The organism is Streptomyces sp. NK15101, from assembly GCF_020400725.1.
Taxonomy (GTDB): Bacteria; Actinomycetota; Actinomycetes; order Streptomycetales; family Streptomycetaceae; genus Streptomyces.
The window spans coordinates 1-15,389 of sequence record NZ_JAINVG010000026.1 but is presented as its reverse complement, the minus strand read 5'-3'; the positions used below and the strand labels follow the sequence as shown (position 1 = coordinate 15,389).

The following is a 15,389-nucleotide window of genomic DNA, read 5'->3' as shown; positions in this document are numbered from 1 at the left end:
CCTCATGAAGGGCGGGTTCGACCTGCGGGCGCTGCTCTCCGAGCGCGGCGGCGAGCGGTACGAGCTGCACGCCCGGTACCTCAACCCCCAGCTGCCGCGCATGCTGCACACCATCGGCTTCGACAAGGTCTACGAGCGGGCCGAGGGCGCCCACTTCTGGGACGCCGACGGCGTCGACCACCTCGACATGCTCGCCGGCTTCGGCGTGATGGGCCTCGGACGGCACCACCCCGTCGTCCGCAAGGCCCTCCACGACGTCCTGGACGCCGGGCTCGCCGACCTCACCCGCTTCGACTGCCAGCCGCTGCCGGGCCTCCTCGCCGAGAAGCTGCTCACCCACAGCCCGCACCTCGACCGGGTCTTCTTCGGCAACAGCGGCACCGAGGCCGTGGAGACCGCCCTCAAGTTCGCCCGGTACGCCACCGGGCGGCCGAGGGTCCTCTACTGCCACCACGCCTTCCACGGGCTCACCACCGGCTCCCTCTCCGTCAACGGCGAGCAGGGCTTCCGGGAGGGCTTCGACCCGCTCCTGCCGGACACCGCGATCGCCCTCGGCGACCTCGACGCCCTGGAGCGGGAGCTGCGCCGGGGCGACGTGGCCGCCTTCGTCGTCGAGCCCATCCAGGGCAAGGGTGTCCACGAGGCGCCGCCGGGCTTCCTCCGGGGCGCCCAGGAGCTGCTGCGCCGGCACGGCGCGCTGCTCGTCGCGGACGAGGTGCAGACGGGCCTCGGCAGGACCGGCGACTTCTACGCCTACCAGCACGAGGAGGGGGTCGAGCCGGACCTGGTCTGCGTCGCCAAGGCGCTCTCCGGCGGCTACGTGCCGGTCGGCGCCACCCTCGGCAAGGACTGGATCTTCAAGAAGGTCTACTCCTCGATGGACCGGGTCCTGGTCCACTCGGCGAGCTTCGGGTCGAACGCGCAGGCCATGGCCGCCGGGCTCGCCGTCCTCTCGGTCATGGAGGACGAGGACACCGTCGCGCACGCCCGCCGGATCGGCGACCTGCTCTCCGGCCGCCTGAAGGAGCTCGTGCCGCGGTACGAGCTGCTGCACGAGATCCGCGGGCGCGGCCTGATGATCGGGATCGAGTTCGGGCGGCCGTCCTCGCTCGGACTGCGCGGACGCTGGACGATGCTCCAGGCGGCCCGCAAGGGCCTCTTCGCCCAGATGGTCGTCGTCCCGCTGCTCCAGCGGCACCGGATCCTCACCCAGGTCTCCGGGGACCACCTGGAGGTGATCAAGCTGATCCCGCCGCTGATCATCGACGAGGCGGACGTGGACCGGTTCGTCACCGCCTTCACGGCGGTCATGGACGACGCCCACGGCGGCGGCGGGCTGATGTGGGACTTCGGGAGGACGCTGGTCAAACAGGCGGTCGCGCAGCGCTGACCGGATTTCGACGAGGGTTTTGCCTCTGGGGCAAGAAACTTGCCTCAGAGGCATGATCCTGGCGGAATGGACGCATGGACCACGTCCCCGGGGACACCTCCCCGGACCCCGCCCCCGACGTCCTGCCCGACGTCGCCCCCCAGCTGCGGGCCCTGCGCCGCCGCCGGGGACTCACCCTGGAGGCCGCCGCCCGGCGGGCCGGCCTCTCGCCGGCCCACCTCTCGCGCCTGGAGACGGGGAACCGGCAGCCCTCGCTGCCGATGCTGCTCGCCCTGTCCCGCATCTACGGTACGACGGTCTCCGAGCTCCTGGGCGAGACGCCCCCCGAGCGCGACCCCGTCGTCCGGGCCGGCCGCTCCGAACCCGTCGAGGCCGACGGCTGGATCTACCGCCAGGCGGGCGGTGCCGGGCGCGCCCTCCAGTGCCTGCGGGTCCACGTGCCGTACGCCACCCGGGCCGACATCGTGCGCGTCCACCCCGGCGAGGAGTGGATCCACGTCCTGGAGGGGCGGGTCCGGCTCGCGCTCGGGGAGGCCGTCCACGTCCTCGATCCCGGGGACAGCGCGCACTTCGACTCGCTGACCCCGCACCGGATCGGCGCCGCCACGTCCGGCGGGGCCGAGCTGCTCTTCGTCCACACCCTGATGCAGAGCCCCGCCGCCGAGCTGTGCCTCGGCGAGGGGACCCCGCACCGGCGCTGACATTCAGAAAGGACCGACATGTCCGAGAAGTCCGTACACGTCACCGGCGAAGAGCGCGGTGAGGGCAGGTTCCCCAAGGGCCTCGTGCTCCGCCTCTTCGCCTACCTGATCGCAGGCCACCTCTTCGCCGGCTTCCTCTACCTGCTCTTCATGATGGGCGGGCAGAACCAGTAGGCGGCCTCACGCCTCCGTGAGCAGCAGCTCCCGCAGCCGCTCGCGGGTCTCCGGGGCCAGCTTCAGGCCCTTCGCGAGGTAGGCGTCCACGGAGCCCCAGGTCGCCTCGATCGTCTCGAAGGCGGCCCGCAGATACTCCACCCGCGCGTCGAAGAGCGGGCTCAGCAGCTCCATCACCTCGGGCGACATCGCGTCCGGGGAGGTGGAGCTGCGGCGCACCTTGTAGCGGCGGTGCGGGTCGTTCGACTTCACGTAGTCGGCCTCGATGGCCTCCCGCTCGACCCCGACCGCGAGCAGGGTGATCGCGACGGCGAGCCCGGCCCGGTCCTTGCCGGCCGCGCAGTGCATGAGCGCCGGGATGCTCTCCTCCGCCATGGAGTGCAGGATCCGGCTGTGCTCCGAGGTCCGCTCGACCACCATCTTCCGGTACGAGTCGGACATCCGGGCGGCCGCCTTGCCGTCGCCGAGGACCTCCCGCAGCTGCGCGATCTCGCCGTCGCGCACCAGCTTCCAGAACTCCTTGCCGTCGGCCGGGTCGTTGAGGGGTATGTTCACGTTCCGCACGCCGGGCAGGTCGACGTCCGCGCCCTCCACCTTCCGGTCCGCCACGTTGCGGAAGTCGAAGACGGTGTGCAGGCCCAGCGAGGCGAGGAAGGCGGCGTCGCCCTCCGTCGCGTGGGCGAGGTGGCCGCTGCGGAAGAGGCGGCCGGGGCGGACGGCGCGCCCGTCCGTCGTCGGCAGGCCGCCCACGTCCCGGAAGTTGCGGACCTCCGTCAGTTCGGGCTCGGCGGTTTCGGTGGGCGGGACCTGCGGCAGCTGCTGCGTCACGGCTGCTCCTGTTCTGTCGGTCGGTTCCTGGGCCAATCATCTCGGGCGGGGGCCGGGGCACGCACCCCCTCGCGCAGGAATGGGCGATCTGTCCGTATTGGGGTATTGCGCATAAGTCGCCCCGGTTGCAGGGGAGATGGGGATCGGGGCGTGAGCAGCGTCATAATCGTGACGGACCGTGCCTGATCGTCTTTTCCAAATACCCCCCGGAAAAAGGGGATCGAAGGACCGCCATCCACGGAGGGTGACCGGAATTCCGGCCGGATATCACGTGATCCCGGAGTGCGTGAAAATCGTGGCTTGTTCGCGCCGACCCGCTCGTCTAGCGTCGCGCTCAATCCGGACGGACCGCCGAATCCTGCCACCGACCGGAATCCGCACTCACCCGTACGAGGCAGGAGCGGGGGACCCAGGTAAGTCGCCGATCCCTCGAAGAAGGACGGCTCGGGGTGAAGTCGCGCGAACGCGCGGCCGGACATCTCCAGTCCGAACCCGACAGCTCACCTCGCAGGCGCCGGAGAGGAATTCGCCATGCCCGCGAAGGGTAAGCACCGCCGCACCAAGTCCAACCGTCTGACCCGCGGCATCGCCGCCGCCGGCACCGGTGGCGCCGTCGTCGCCCTCCCGCTCCTCGGAGCCACCGGCGCCCACGCCGCCGCCCCGGCCGCCGCCCCCGCCCAGGCCGTCGCCCAGGTGAAGGCCGCCGCGCCCGCCACCGCGAAGGCCGCGCCGAAGACGTACTCCGTCGTCCGGGGCGACTACCTCTCGAAGATCGCCGCCGAGCACCACCTCGCGGGCGGCTGGCACAAGCTGTACGAGGACAACCGCCAGGTCATCGGCGAGGACCCCTCGCTGATCCTGCCCGGCATGAAGCTCACCCTCGGCGCGAAGAGCACCGCCAAGGCCCACGCGCCGAAGGCCCACCAGGGCAAGCGGAGCTCCGGCAAGAACGGCGACGACGCCCCGCGCGCCTCCCGCGGCAGCGAGCGCTCCTCGGCCCCGGCCGCCGCGACCGCCGCCTCGTCGTCCCCGGCCACCTCCTCGTCCCCCGCCACGTCCTCGTCGGCCGGCACGACCTCCTCCTCCGGCTGGGTCGCCCCCGTCAGCGGCGGCATCTCCACCCCGTACCGCGCGGCGGGCGCCATGTGGTCCTCCGGCTACCACACCGGTGTCGACTTCATGGCCTCCACCGGCACCACCGTCCTCGCGGTCGGCCCCGGCACCGTCTACTCCGCCGGCAACGGCGGCGCGTACGGCAACCAGGTCGTCATCCAGCACGCCGACGGCACCTTCTCGCAGTACGCCCACCTGTCCTCGATCTCCGTCTCCGCCGGCCAGACGGTCAGCGGCGGCCAGCAGATCGGCCTGTCCGGCTCGACCGGCAACTCCAGCGGCCCGCACCTGCACTTCGAGATGCGCACCGGGCCGGAGTACGGCTCCGACATCGACCCGCTGGCCGCCCTGCGCCAGCACGGCGTGAGCATCTGACGCACCGTCGTCCTCTTCCCGCCCTCCGGAGGCCCGGCACCCACGTGCCGGGCCTCCGGCGTATTCCGGCTTGGTGGAATCTTTATCGGTGGCATATATCACCCGTCGTCAACCCCTCCTTACGGTCGCGTAGGTCACATCCGAAGGGGAAGGATGTGCTCCCGTGGCAGACGATTCGAGATCAACAGACAAGAACGCATTCGGGTCGTACGCGGCGATCGGTGACAGCTTCACCGAGGGCGTCGGCGACCCCGGCCCCGACGGGGCCTACGCGGGCTGGGCGGACCGCTTCGCGGTCCTGCTCGCCGACCAGCTGCCGGAGCACGACGCCTTCCGCTACGCCAACCTGGCCGTACGCGGGCGCCTCCTCGACCAGATCGTGGCGGAACAGGTCCCGCGGGCGAAGGAACTCGCCCCCGACCTGGTGACCTTCTGCGCGGGCGGCAACGACATCATCCGCCCCGGGACGGACCCCGACGACGTGGCCGAGCGCTTCGAACGCGCCGTCGCCGACCTGACCTCCGCCGTCGGTACCGTCATGGTGACCACCGGCTTCGACACCCGCGGCGTGACCCTCCTCAAGCACCTGCGCGGCAAGATCGCCACCTACAACGGTCACGTCCGGGCCATCGCGGACCGCTACGACTGCCCGGTCCTCGACCTGTGGTCGCTCAAGTCCGTGCAGGACAGGCGCGCCTGGGACGACGACCGGCTGCACCTCTCGCCCGAGGGGCACACCCGCGTCGCCCTGCGCGCCGCCCAGGTCCTCGGCCTGCCCGTGCCCGCCGACCCGGACCAGCCCTGGCCGCCGGTCCCGCCGCGCGGCACCCTCGAGGTGCGCCGCGACGACATCCACTGGGCCCGGGAGTACCTGGTGCCCTGGATCGGACGCCGGCTGCGCGGCGAGAGCTCCGGCGACCACGTCGAGGCGAAGCGCCCCGACCTCATGCCCCTGTAGCCGGCGGTGCGGCGGGGATCCGCTCCAGGACCCCGCCCGCGAACACGTCGTACAGCGGCAGCGTCTCCAGGTGGACGTAGCCGATGTGGCAGTCGCAGACGGCGAGGGGGCAGGCGCGGGGACGCAGTGCGGCGCGGTACGAACCGTCGTACAGGTTCCCCAGCTCGGCCTTGACGAAGTGGCAGCGCCGCACCGTCCCCCCGCCGTCCACCGAGACCACCGACTCCCCGGTGCGGCAGGGCAGCCCCGCCGAGCGGTGCGGATGCCGGCTGTAGGGGAACAGCGGGTCGAGCTCCGTCCAGTCCTCGGCCTCCGCGTCGGTGTACGCGTGCCCCTCGGCCGCGTTCACCCAGAGGTAGACGTGCGGCGGCAGCGCGTCCCGCAGCCGGCGGGCGTGCTCCCGGTGCTCGGGCAGACCGACCACCCCGACGCTGTACCGGACGCCCCGCTCCGCCAGCTCGTGGCACTTCGCGAGGAACCGCTCGTACGGAGTCTGTCCGGGGTGGTACGTGCACCAGAGGGCCACGCTCTCCGGGTCCGCCTCCGCCAGCCACTCCGTCCGGCAGCTCAGGTTGGTCTGGATCGCCACCCGCTCCACGTGCGGCAGCCGGGACAGCTCGACCAGCGCCCGCCGGTACCAGGACCGGACGAGCCCCTCGCCCCACGGAGTGAAGAGGATCCGCAGCCGGTCCCCGGTCTGCGCGGCGGCCCAGCCGGTGAACCGTTCGAGCGCCGCCCGGTCCGCGCGCAGCTGCTCCCGGCTGTCCCGGCGCTTGGCGAAGGGGCAGTACGGACAGTCGAAGTCGCAGGAGGAGAGCGGGCCCCGGTAGAGCAGGGTGAGGTCCACGGCCGCCTACTTCGCCTCGTACGCGGCCATCGCGGCCCGCACGGCGGGGGAGAAGAGCTCGGGGCCGAGACCGTCGGAGTGCGCGAGCCCCTCGGGCGAAAGCCGCAGCAGCCCCGCCGGGGCGTCCGCGTCCAGCCAGCCGAGCGCCTCGAAGCGGCCCAGCTCGCCGGCGAAGTCGGCGAACGGCGAGGAACCGAACCGCTCCTCGTACCCGGCCAGCGGCATGCCCCCGGCCTGGAGCAGCGACTGGAGCAGATGGCGGCGACGGGCCTCGTCCCCGTCCACCGCCCGGCCCACCTCCGCGCGGGAGAAGTCCTCGGTCTCCGTGTACGCGTCGATGATCGAGCGGATCTCCCGCATGTCGACGGCGTAGTCGAAGGAGTAGTGCAGGGCCGAGGTGTACGACCGGGCACCGCAGCCCAGGCCGATCATGCCGTCCGTCTGGCAGGCGTAGTCGTCCGGGCCGGCGGGACCCGCGTCCGCGCGGCGGAACATCCGCATCGACACCTGCTCGTAGCCGTGCGCCAGGAGGTGGTCCCGGCCGTACCGGTACAGGCGCAGCCGCAGCTCGTCCCACTCCCGGTCGGCGGCCGCCGGGTCCTGGATCCGGCCGAGACCGGTGAGCGGGCGCACGTACAGCGGGTAGAGGTACAGCTCCTCGGGCCGCCAGGCGAGGGCCGCGTCGAGCGAGACCCGCCAGGACCGCTCGGTCTGCCCGTCGATGCCGTAGATCAGGTCGATGTTGAGCACGGGCACGCCCGTGTCCCGGATCCGGCCGAGCGCCGCCTCGACGTCCGCGCGGCGCTGCGGCCGGACCGCCGCCCGCGCCTCGGCCTCCACGAAGCTCTGCACGCCGATGCTGAGCCGCGTCGCGCCCCGGTCCGCGAGCAGCGCGAGCCGGTCGGCCGTCGCGGTCGCCGGCGAGGTCTCCACGGAGAGCGGCACCGCCCTCAGGTCCACGCCCATCCGCTTCTCGGCGATGTCGCAGAGCCGCTCCAGCTCGGCGGCGGTGAGGAAGGTGGGCGTGCCGCCGCCGAACGCGGCCGTGGCGAACCGCACCGGCGACGCGTCCCCGAGCGCCTCGCGGACGGTGGCGGCCTGGCGGTCGAGGGCGTCGAGGTAACGGGTGGTCAGCTCGCCCGGGGCGCCGATCCGGGTGAAGAGGTTGCAGAAGCCGCAGCGGACCTCGCAGAACGGTATGTGCGCGTACAGGGAGAGCGCGTCCTTCGGCTCCCCGGCCCAGAGCGCGGCCAGCTCCGGGCGCTCGGGGAGCGCGCGGTACGCCGTCTTGTGCGGATAGGCGTAGACGTAGCTCCGGTACGGGCGGGGGGTGTCGCTCACGCCGCCACCCCGCCTTCGGGTCCGGACAGGACGAACTGCGCGTACGGCACGGTCCACACGACCTCGTGGCCGAGCCGGTGCCCGGTGAAGCCGTCCTCCCCGTACGCGGTGCCGTGGTCGGAGCAGACGATCGCGAAACAGGGGCGGCGGCTGCTCATCGCGGCGAAGAGCCGCCCGATGTGCCGGTCGACGTACTCCAGGGCGGCCGCGTGCGTCTCCCGCGAGTCGCCCGCCTCGCGGGTCGCCCCCGGCAGATGGAACCAGTTGGGCTGGTGCAGCGCCGACACGTTGACGAAGAGGAAGAGGCGCTCCTCGTGGGGGAGGCCGGCGACGACCTCCTCGGCGCACGCGACCTGGGACTCGAAGGAGCTCGGGGAGGCGACGCCGAAGGAGGGCTCCCAGTGGCTCTCCCGGAACAGGCCGGGGAGCACGGAGCCCAGGGGCGGCTGCTTGTTGAAGAAGCCCACCCCGCCGACGCACACCGTCCGGTAGCCCTCGCCCGCCAGCGCGGAGACGAAGTCCGGGGTGTCGTGGACCCAGGTGCCGTCGGCCGTCGACTCGCTGCCCGCGAAGCGGGCCGCGAACAGCCGGGGATGGGGACCCTGGGCCACCGGGGTCGGCAGGAACCCGGCGAAGATCGCCTGGTGGGAGGCGTACGTGAAGCTCCCCGGCGCGTGCCGCCGCTCCCAGACGCCGCCGGGGAGGTGACGGGCCAGGTTCGGGATGCGGCCCTCGGCCGCGAGCTCGGCGGCCACGTCGTACCGGAGGGTGTCGAGGGTGACCAGGAGCAGATCGTGGCTGCCGACGATCGCGTTCATGTCGGGCTGGTTCACGTGGTGCTCGTTCCTGTGACGGTGCCGGTGGTGCTGGTGCTGGTGCTGGTGCGGGGGGAGGCGTGAGCGGGGTCCGCGCCCCGGCCGCTCCGGAATTGTGCCGCGACCTGCGCCGCGTACGTGTCGAGCCCCTCGGCGCCGCTGCCGGACAGACCCGTGAGACCGGGCAGCAGATCGCCGAAGGCGTTCACCTCGCCCACGGCGAACCGGCGCCAGCCGGTCGCGGGCAGCAGGTCGACCCCCACGCACCGGGTGCCCGGGAAGGCGGCGGCGGCCCGCTCGCAGACCGCGAGCGCGTCCGCCCACCGGCCACCGGCCGCGGCGATCGCCGCCCGCGCGGCGTCCAGATCGCCCCGGGCACCGCCCAGGTGCAGATTGGTCATGGGAGAACGACTGGTGCGGAGCACGGCATGGGTGGCGCGCCCGTCGACCACCACCACCCGCAGGTCGGCCGCCCGGCCGTCCTGGGTCGCCTTCGGCAGCCAGCGCTCGACGTGCAGGCCGTCGGGGGCGAGGGCGTCCACGATCGCGGCGACCTCGCGCTCGCTCGTGTAGCGCCGCACCCGCAGGGAGTTGAAGAGCCGTCCGCCGGCCCCGTGCTCCACCGAGGTGGTGGCCTGGACCCGCCCCGCGCCGTTCGTCTCCACCGCGAGCACCCCCGAGGCGGAGGAGCCGTGCGCGAGCTTCACGAACACCCGGCGCAGACCCGTCCCCGCGGTCAGCGCCCTGACGTCCGCCCAGCCGCGCACCACCGGGGCGTCGGGACCCGAGGTCGGCGACTCGGGCACCGGCACTCCGGCCGCCCGGAGCCGGCCGTGGCTCAGCCTCTTGTCGAACAGGACCGGGAGCTCGGCGGGATCGTCGACGAGGACGGCGCCCGCCGCCGCGACGGAGCCGGCCAGGTCCGCCACTGCGGCGGTGAACCGTCCGTACCAGCGGCCGGTGCCCTCCACCCGGGCCGGATCGTCGACCCCGCGCAGCAGCCGGTCGGCCTCCGGATCCTCACCGGGCGAGTCGAGCCGCACGGTCTCGCCGCCGGCGAACCGCGCCCGGCCCCGGAGCACCTCCGGCCAGGACACCGCCCGCGCCTCGGGCAGCCCGGCGGCGCGCAGCGCGTCCTGGAAGAACGCGACGCGGCGGCCCGCCGGATCGCCGACGACCACGAGGCGCGGGCCGGAGGTCATTCGGCGACCGCGACGTAGCGCCAGACGTCTCCGTCGCCGTCGTCCTCGGCCACCTGCGCGTCACCGAGGTCCACGGTCACGCCGTACGGGACGAGCGCGGCGCGGACCCGCTCGCACATCGCCTCCGACAGGTAGTGGTGGGAGAGGTCGAGGTGGGCGAGGTGGGTCAGCGGCTGTCCGTCGAGAAGGGCCGCCGCGCCCGCGTCGGTGAGCACGCCCATGGACAGGTCGAGCCGCTCGAGGCGCGCGACGACGGGCGCGCCCGCGACGGCGGCCGCCACGGCGTCCTGGATCACGCTGTCGCACAGTCCCAGGCGGCGCAGGGCGGGGAACGCCGTGCCGGAAAGCAGCGGCGCCAGGTCCTCGACGGTGCTGTCGCCGCCGTACTCGTCGGTGCCGAGCCAGAGTTCCAGGTTCTCCAGGGCGGGCAGGTCGCTGCCCACGATCCCCCGCACCACCTCGGCGCGCAGGCCACCGGTCTCCACGACCAGGGTCTCCAGACCGGTGTGCCGGATCGAGGGGAAGGCCAGTCCCGAGCCACCGCGCACGCCGAACTCCCGCAGGGCCGGGTAGGCGGCGAGGAGCGGCGTCACGTCGGACTGGACGATCCAGGAGATCTCGCAGTCCTCGCTGGTCATGTCGCCGAGGAACACCGCCTCCAGGGCCGTCAGCCGGTTGTTGGCGCCGATCAGCGCGGTGACGATGTCGGCGGACGAGTTCTCGTAGGCCTCGTCCCAGCCGCCGACGACCAGCGCGCGCACCCGGCCCGTGTCGACCGTCTTCAGGAACCGCTCGAACTGCGGCCCCCACAGCTCGTCACCGGGATCCGAGTACGTCGGGGCGGAGATCCGCCAGGCGACCGACTCCGGCGCCGGCAGCTCCACCTGTGCGTCCGCGCCCGGGAAGTCGAACACGGGCAGGCCGTGGAATTCCTGCAGGTAGGTGCCAACGGTCATGGCGGCGCTCCAGACGACGGTCGGGGTGGCTCGGGCTGATGGAGAGAGTTCTACCAAGCGGCACCGACAGCGTCCCTCGCCGGGTCGCCTGCCGGCCGGTTGTCAGTGCCGGGTCCTAGCGTCGTTCCCGTGTCCGGCAGCACGTGCCGGACGGGGAGGGGAGAGTCATGTACCGGCAGGGAGACGTGCTGATCGCGCCCGTCGCGGAGGCGGCCGTTCCGGAGCGGGTGAAGAAGGCGGCGGGGGAGCCCAGGGACGGCCGGGGCCGCCTGGTCCTCGCCCTCGGCGAGGTCACCGGGCACGCCCACGCGATCCCCGGTCCCGGCCGGCTCGTGCGGGAGCCGGGCCCCCTCGGCCCGCTCCTGCTCGAACTGCCCGAGGGCGGACGGGTGGTGCACGAGGAGCACGCACCGATACCCCTCCCCAAGGGCTGGTACCGGGTGGTGCGGCAGCGGGAGTACGTGCCCGGCGCGTACCGGATCGTCGCGGACTGATGTCCGCCGGAGAAGCAGTGAAGGACATGGGGGACACCGAGATGAACCGCAGCGTCACCACCACGACCGCCGACAGGTGGCGGGCCGTCGCCGCCGCCACCGGACCCGCCGACCGCGCCGCCGCCGAGGCCGGAGTCCGGGTCGCCTACCGCTCGGCCGGCCTCGCCCCGCCGGAGCGCGTCCTCTGGGCGGACTCGCCCCTCGCGGCCGTCATGCTCCTCCAGGGCCTGACGGACGCGGGCCGTTCGGTACGGGACGAGGTGCGCACCCGGCCGTGGGCCGAGGAGCGCCGCCGCCTCCACGACGAGCTCGGCCCGGCCGGCTGGGCGGCCCACTGGCAGGCGACCGGGGCGCCGCTCTGGGACCTCACACGGGCCCTCGTCGACCGGATACGTGCCGCGGCGACGGAGGCCTTCGAGGGGACGGGGGCCTCCGAAGGGGCGGAGACGAAGGCCGGGAGGGGCGACGTCCGTCTCGTGCTGCTCGACGCGGTGCTCGGCCAGCACGACGCCGCCTGGCTCGCCGCCTTCGACGGACACGGCGCACGGCTCGCGGGACTCGCCACCGTCGCCGAGCACGCCGGCTGGTGGTGGCCGTACGAGAACGCCGTCGTGATCTGCGAGCGGCCCGTCGAACTCCACCGGGACGAGGCCGGACGCCTCGACCGGGGCGACGGTCCCGCGCTCGCCTTCCGCGACGGGTTCGCCCTCCACGCCTGGCGGGGCATGCAGGTCTCCGCCGAGTTCCTCGCCGGACTCCCCGGCCTCACCCCCGAGCGGATACGCACGGAGGAGAACGCCGAACTGCGGCGCGTGATGCTGGAGTACTACGGCTACGACCGCTACCTCGCCGCCTCCGGGGCCCGCCACGAGCACGGTGACGAGACGGGCGTCCTCTGGCGGATCGAACTCGCCGACGACGAGGACGTCGTGATGGTCGAGGTCGTCAACTCCACGCCCGAGCCGGACGGCACCCACCGGACGTACTGGCTGCGGGTGCCGCCCAGGACCCGGACCGCGCGGGAGGGCGTCGCCTGGACCTTCGGGCTGCGGCCCGAGGAGTACGAGCCGCTCGTCCAGACCTGAGCGCACGCCCGGGACCCGGCCGCGGTTGGTGCGGAGAGGTGAAGGGAGCCGCCGGTCAGGAGTGGCGCGCCGGGGGCGGCGGCGCCGGGTGCTGGGATGTGCCCGCCGGAGCCCCGGCACCCACTTCCGAAGGGACCGCCTGTGACGATCCGCCGGCCCAGCGCCGCCCGCACCTCCCGTCTGCTCGTTGCCACCGCCGTGCTCGGCGGCCTCCTCGCCGGCACCGCGGCCCCCGCCCTGGCCGCCGCGCCCGAGCGGACCGCCCTGCGCACCGCCGCCCGGGAGACCGCCCCGGCCACGCCCACGGTCACCGTCACGGGCAACGGCCGCGCGTCCGCCGCGCCCGACCTGGCGATCGTCTCCGTCGGGGTCGAGGCCACCCGTCCGACGGCGAAGGAGGCGATGGCGGCACAGACCACCGCCGCCGAGGCGGTGCTCGACGTGCTGCACGAGCAGGGGATCGCCGACCGGGACATCCGCACCGACAGCCTCTCGCTCACCCCGGTCTACACCCAGAACAAGGACGGGGACAGCAAGGTGACCGGCTATCAGGCGGGCCAGTCCTTCTCCGTGAAGGTCCGCGACCTCGACAGGACCGGCCAGGTCATCGGCGCGGTCAACGACGCCAAGAAGGACGCGGGCCGGATCAACGGCGTCGTCTTCGACGTCGCCGACCCGTCCGCGCTGCGGGCGAAGGCCCGCGAGGCCGCGTACCAGGACGCGTACGACAAGGCCGCGCAGCACGCCCGGCTCAGCGGCCACCGGCTCGGCCGGCTCGTCTCGCTGAGCGAGGGCGAGTCCGTACGCCCCGGCCCCGGCTCGGCCCCCGGACTCCCGGCGGACGAGCCGACCGTTCCCCTGGCGCCGGGCGAGATCGAGGAGCAGGTCACGGTCTCGGCGGTCTACGAGCTGATCTGACGGGGCCGCCAGGACGGGACTCCACGACGCCCGACCGCCGGGTCCGCACCGGCCTCGGCCCTGTCCCCGCCCCGTGGCCTCCGGCCACCAGGGACCCCTTCGGCCGCGAGCCGGGCCCCGCCGCGACCTCAGCCCCGGCCGGTGACCTGAGCCCCGGCCGGGACCCGTGCCGCGGTCCCGGTCTCGGCCCCGTCCTCCGCGTCCCGGCCCGCGGCCGCCACGTCCCGGTCCGGGAGGTTCGGTTCACGGGCGAGGGCCGTGTCCGCCCAGCGGAGCGTCGTGGTGCGGGAGAGGGAGCGGCACAGGCCGTGGTCTGGACGGCGAGGCCGTCGAGGAAGGCGGTGAGCCGCTTCCGGACCTCCGCCTCGTCCTCCAGGAGCGGATGCACGGTCTGCGCGGAGGAGGCGGGTCCGGCGACCTCCTCCGCCGGCCACCCCGCGCACCAGCCGGTCGACCACCAGGTGGCCCCGGCGCCCGTCACGTGGCCGGTCCGGCCGACGGACAGCAGGGGAGCGGCGTTCACGGAGAGGGCTTCAGGTCCGGGAAGGGCGGGATCGTACTGAATGACCGCTCAGGACGGCCGACCGGCCCGGCCGCCTCCGGCGCGGGCCGCCCATAATGGAACGACCCCCAGAGATCAGGAGGTCCTGTGACCGGTACCGGCTCCGACCGTTCTGCACGGGCCCGGCTGCGCGAGCTGCGCCCCGAGTCCTTCGGCGCGGAACCCACGGGTGAGCGTCTCGCCCGGATCCGTCGCTCGCCGAACTTCGCGGACGGGATCTTCCAGAACCCCGAACCGGCGCGACGAGGCCCCTCCGGGTCCGGCATCGAGTTCGCCAAGATCTACTTCGAGAAGGAAGGACGCGCGCGCCGCGCCCCCACCGGCACGATTCCCGTCCACCCCACCACCCTCGCCGACCTGGCCAGGCCCCCGGCCACCGGGCTGCGCCTGACCTGGATGGGGCACTCCGGGGTCCTCGCGGAGATCGACGGCCACCGGGTCCTCTTCGACCCGGTCTGGGGCGACCGCTGCTCCCCGTTCCCCTTCGCCGGCCCCAAGCGGCTCCACCCGGTGCCCGTGCCGCTCGCCGAGCTCGGCCCGGTCGACGTCGTCGTGATCTCGCACGACCACTACGACCACCTCGACCTGCCGACGATCAAGGCGCTGGCCACCACGGACACGCTCTTCGCGGTGCCGCTCGGCGTCGGCGCGCACCTGGAGCGCTGGGGCGTGCCCGCCTCCCGCCTGCGCGAGCTGGACTGGAACGAGTCCACCGAGGTCGGCGAGCTCCGGCTCACGGCCACCCCGGCCCGGCACTTCTGCGGCCGAGGCCTGCGCAACAAGCAGCACACCCTCTGGGCGTCCTGGGTGGTGCGGGGCCCGGCCCACCGAATCTTCCACAGCGGCGACACCGGCTACTTCTCCGGCTTCAAGGACATCGGCGCCGCCCACGGCCCCTTCGACGCCACCATGATCCAGATCGGTGCCTACTCGGAGTTCTGGACCGACATCCACATGACGCCCGCCGAGGGGATGCAGTCCCATCTGGACCTCCAGGGCGGCAGCCCGGGCGGCGTGCTGCTGCCGATCCACTGGGGCACCTTCAACCTCGCCCCGCACGCGTGGGCGGAGCCGGGGGAGTGGACGAAGGACGCGGCCGAGGAGGCCGGCCAGGCGGTGGCGTTCCCCAGGCCCGGTGAGCCGTTCGAGCCCGCGGGGAAGCTGCCCGGGGAGTCGTGGTGGCGGGCTCTGTCCCTTCCGATCGCACGCCCGTGGCACCGCACCCGGAGCGTCGAGGTCGCGGCCGAGGAGACGCGCAGCGACGACCTCGACCTCGCGGGCGACAGGTGACACCGATCAGGTGACACAGATCGGGGACGGTCCCGCCGGGGCCGCCGGTGCCGGAGCGTCTCCCGGCTGAAGGGCGCGGCCGGGTGCCGAGGGTGCCGGACGACGGTGGACCGCACCCGCCGGCCCCCGTGAAGTCCCCTCCGTGCACCCGCGGACCGTGTCTCAGGCCGCTGCCGCCCGCGGTGCCGCCCCGCTTTGGCGGCGTCGAGCAGCCGGGCAGCCGCTGGGACACGTACACCCGTCGGCCGCCGCCCGCTCGAAAGGCCCCGCCCGCACCCGTGGCGGTTCCCGTCCCTTCGGCGGGGGGGCCGGCCCCCCGGGCGGGGGGGGCCGGGGCCCG

General features: G+C 73.8%; 15 protein-coding genes and 1 riboswitch. Of the genes, 9 read left to right on the top strand and 6 right to left on the bottom strand.

Features of this window, described 5'->3' with window-relative positions:
• Positions 1-4 precede the first annotated feature (4 nt).
• From K7G60_RS16245 to K7G60_RS16235, 3 genes are all read left to right on the top strand, one after another.
• Entirely contained in the window at positions 5-1,390 is a 1,386-nt protein-coding gene (locus tag K7G60_RS16245) for an aspartate aminotransferase family protein (protein WP_225801617.1), read from the top strand.
• 74 nt (positions 1,391-1,464) lie between these two features.
• A complete protein-coding gene (locus K7G60_RS16240) occupies positions 1,465-2,091 on the top strand; it encodes a helix-turn-helix domain-containing protein (protein ID WP_225801616.1) in 627 nt (208 codons plus the stop codon).
• Positions 2,092-2,109: 18 nt separating this feature from the next.
• Positions 2,110-2,265, top strand: coding sequence for a DUF6126 family protein (locus tag K7G60_RS16235; protein WP_225801615.1), 156 nt, complete (start codon positions 2,110-2,112; stop codon positions 2,263-2,265).
• A 6-nt stretch (positions 2,266-2,271) separates the two neighbouring features.
• Here the strand turns inward: K7G60_RS16235 and K7G60_RS16230 are convergent, their stop codons facing one another.
• Positions 2,272-3,093 (bottom strand): tyrosine-protein phosphatase, encoded by an 822-nt coding sequence (locus K7G60_RS16230; RefSeq protein WP_225801614.1) that lies wholly within the window; start codon positions 3,091-3,093, stop codon positions 2,272-2,274.
• A 372-nt stretch (positions 3,094-3,465) separates the two neighbouring features.
• Positions 3,466-3,620: riboswitch (cyclic di-AMP (ydaO/yuaA leader) on the top strand.
• A 4-nt stretch (positions 3,621-3,624) separates the two neighbouring features.
• Between K7G60_RS16230 and K7G60_RS16225 the strand changes: the two genes are divergently transcribed.
• Positions 3,625-4,581 (top strand): LysM peptidoglycan-binding domain-containing M23 family metallopeptidase, encoded by a 957-nt coding sequence (locus tag K7G60_RS16225; RefSeq protein WP_225801613.1) that lies wholly within the window; start codon positions 3,625-3,627, stop codon positions 4,579-4,581.
• Between the two features lie 163 nt (positions 4,582-4,744).
• Positions 4,745-5,539 (top strand): SGNH/GDSL hydrolase family protein, encoded by a 795-nt coding sequence (locus tag K7G60_RS16220; protein ID WP_225801612.1) that lies wholly within the window; start codon positions 4,745-4,747, stop codon positions 5,537-5,539.
• Here the strand turns inward: K7G60_RS16220 and K7G60_RS16215 are convergent.
• Genes K7G60_RS16215 through K7G60_RS16195 form a run of 5 tightly spaced genes read right to left on the bottom strand, consistent with a single transcriptional unit; the run spans position 5,526 to position 10,700 of the window.
• Positions 5,526-6,386, bottom strand: a complete 861-nt coding sequence (locus K7G60_RS16215; protein WP_225801611.1) for an STM4011 family radical SAM protein — start codon at positions 6,384-6,386, stop codon at positions 5,526-5,528. The genes K7G60_RS16220 and K7G60_RS16215 overlap by 14 nt on opposite strands.
• 6 nt (positions 6,387-6,392) lie before the next feature.
• Positions 6,393-7,727, bottom strand: coding sequence for an STM4012 family radical SAM protein (locus K7G60_RS16210; protein ID WP_225801610.1), 1,335 nt, complete (start codon positions 7,725-7,727; stop codon positions 6,393-6,395).
• Positions 7,724-8,545 carry an STM4013/SEN3800 family hydrolase gene (locus K7G60_RS16205; RefSeq protein ID WP_225801684.1) on the bottom strand — a complete coding sequence of 274 codons (822 nt, stop codon included), beginning with the start codon at positions 8,543-8,545 and terminating at the stop codon, positions 7,724-7,726. Before K7G60_RS16205 ends, K7G60_RS16210 begins: the two co-directional genes overlap by 4 nt.
• An 11-nt stretch (positions 8,546-8,556) precedes the next feature.
• Entirely contained in the window at positions 8,557-9,744 is a 1,188-nt protein-coding gene (locus K7G60_RS16200) for an STM4014 family protein (protein WP_225801609.1), read from the bottom strand.
• Positions 9,741-10,700, bottom strand: coding sequence for an STM4015 family protein (locus K7G60_RS16195; RefSeq protein ID WP_225801608.1), 960 nt, complete (start codon positions 10,698-10,700; stop codon positions 9,741-9,743). Before K7G60_RS16195 ends, K7G60_RS16200 begins: the two co-directional genes overlap by 4 nt.
• Positions 10,701-10,867: 167 nt before the next feature.
• Here K7G60_RS16195 and K7G60_RS16190 point away from each other — a divergent pair, with 167 nt between their 5' ends.
• The 4 genes from K7G60_RS16190 to K7G60_RS16175 all read left to right on the top strand — a co-directional run bounded on the left by K7G60_RS16190 (position 10,868) and on the right by K7G60_RS16175 (position 15,049).
• On the top strand, positions 10,868-11,194 hold the full coding sequence (locus tag K7G60_RS16190) for a hypothetical protein (protein WP_225801607.1): 327 nt from the start codon (positions 10,868-10,870) through the stop codon (positions 11,192-11,194).
• A 26-nt stretch (positions 11,195-11,220) separates the two neighbouring features.
• Positions 11,221-12,279 carry a DUF6745 domain-containing protein gene (locus K7G60_RS16185; RefSeq protein ID WP_225801606.1) on the top strand — a complete coding sequence of 353 codons (1,059 nt, stop codon included), beginning with the start codon at positions 11,221-11,223 and terminating at the stop codon, positions 12,277-12,279.
• A gap of 141 nt (positions 12,280-12,420) precedes the next feature.
• A complete protein-coding gene (locus K7G60_RS16180; RefSeq protein ID WP_225801605.1) occupies positions 12,421-13,197 on the top strand; it encodes an SIMPL domain-containing protein in 777 nt (258 codons plus the stop codon).
• Between the two features lie 649 nt (positions 13,198-13,846).
• A complete protein-coding gene (locus tag K7G60_RS16175; protein ID WP_225801604.1) occupies positions 13,847-15,049 on the top strand; it encodes an MBL fold metallo-hydrolase in 1,203 nt (400 codons plus the stop codon).
• Positions 15,050-15,389 lie beyond the last annotated feature (340 nt).

Bases quoted from the DNA above. Each gene is read 5' to 3' on its own strand.
- K7G60_RS16190 (WP_225801607.1), top strand. From the start codon at position 10,868: ATGTACCGGCAGGGAGACGTGCTGATCGCGCCCGTCGCGGAGGCGGCC.
- K7G60_RS16185 (WP_225801606.1), top strand. From the start codon at position 11,221: ATGGGGGACACCGAGATGAACCGCAGCGTCACCACCACGACCGCCGAC.
- K7G60_RS16245 (WP_225801617.1), top strand. From the start codon at position 5: ATGAAGGGCGGGTTCGACCTGCGGGCGCTGCTCTCCGAGCGCGGCGGC.
- K7G60_RS16205 (WP_225801684.1), bottom strand. From the start codon at position 8,545: ATGAACGCGATCGTCGGCAGCCACGATCTGCTCCTGGTCACCCTCGAC.
- K7G60_RS16225 (WP_225801613.1), top strand. From the start codon at position 3,625: ATGCCCGCGAAGGGTAAGCACCGCCGCACCAAGTCCAACCGTCTGACC.
- K7G60_RS16240 (WP_225801616.1), top strand. From the start codon at position 1,465: ATGGACCACGTCCCCGGGGACACCTCCCCGGACCCCGCCCCCGACGTC.
- K7G60_RS16235 (WP_225801615.1), top strand. From the start codon at position 2,110: ATGTCCGAGAAGTCCGTACACGTCACCGGCGAAGAGCGCGGTGAGGGC.
- K7G60_RS16200 (WP_225801609.1), bottom strand. From the start codon at position 9,744: ATGACCTCCGGCCCGCGCCTCGTGGTCGTCGGCGATCCGGCGGGCCGC.
- K7G60_RS16195 (WP_225801608.1), bottom strand. From the start codon at position 10,700: ATGACCGTTGGCACCTACCTGCAGGAATTCCACGGCCTGCCCGTGTTC.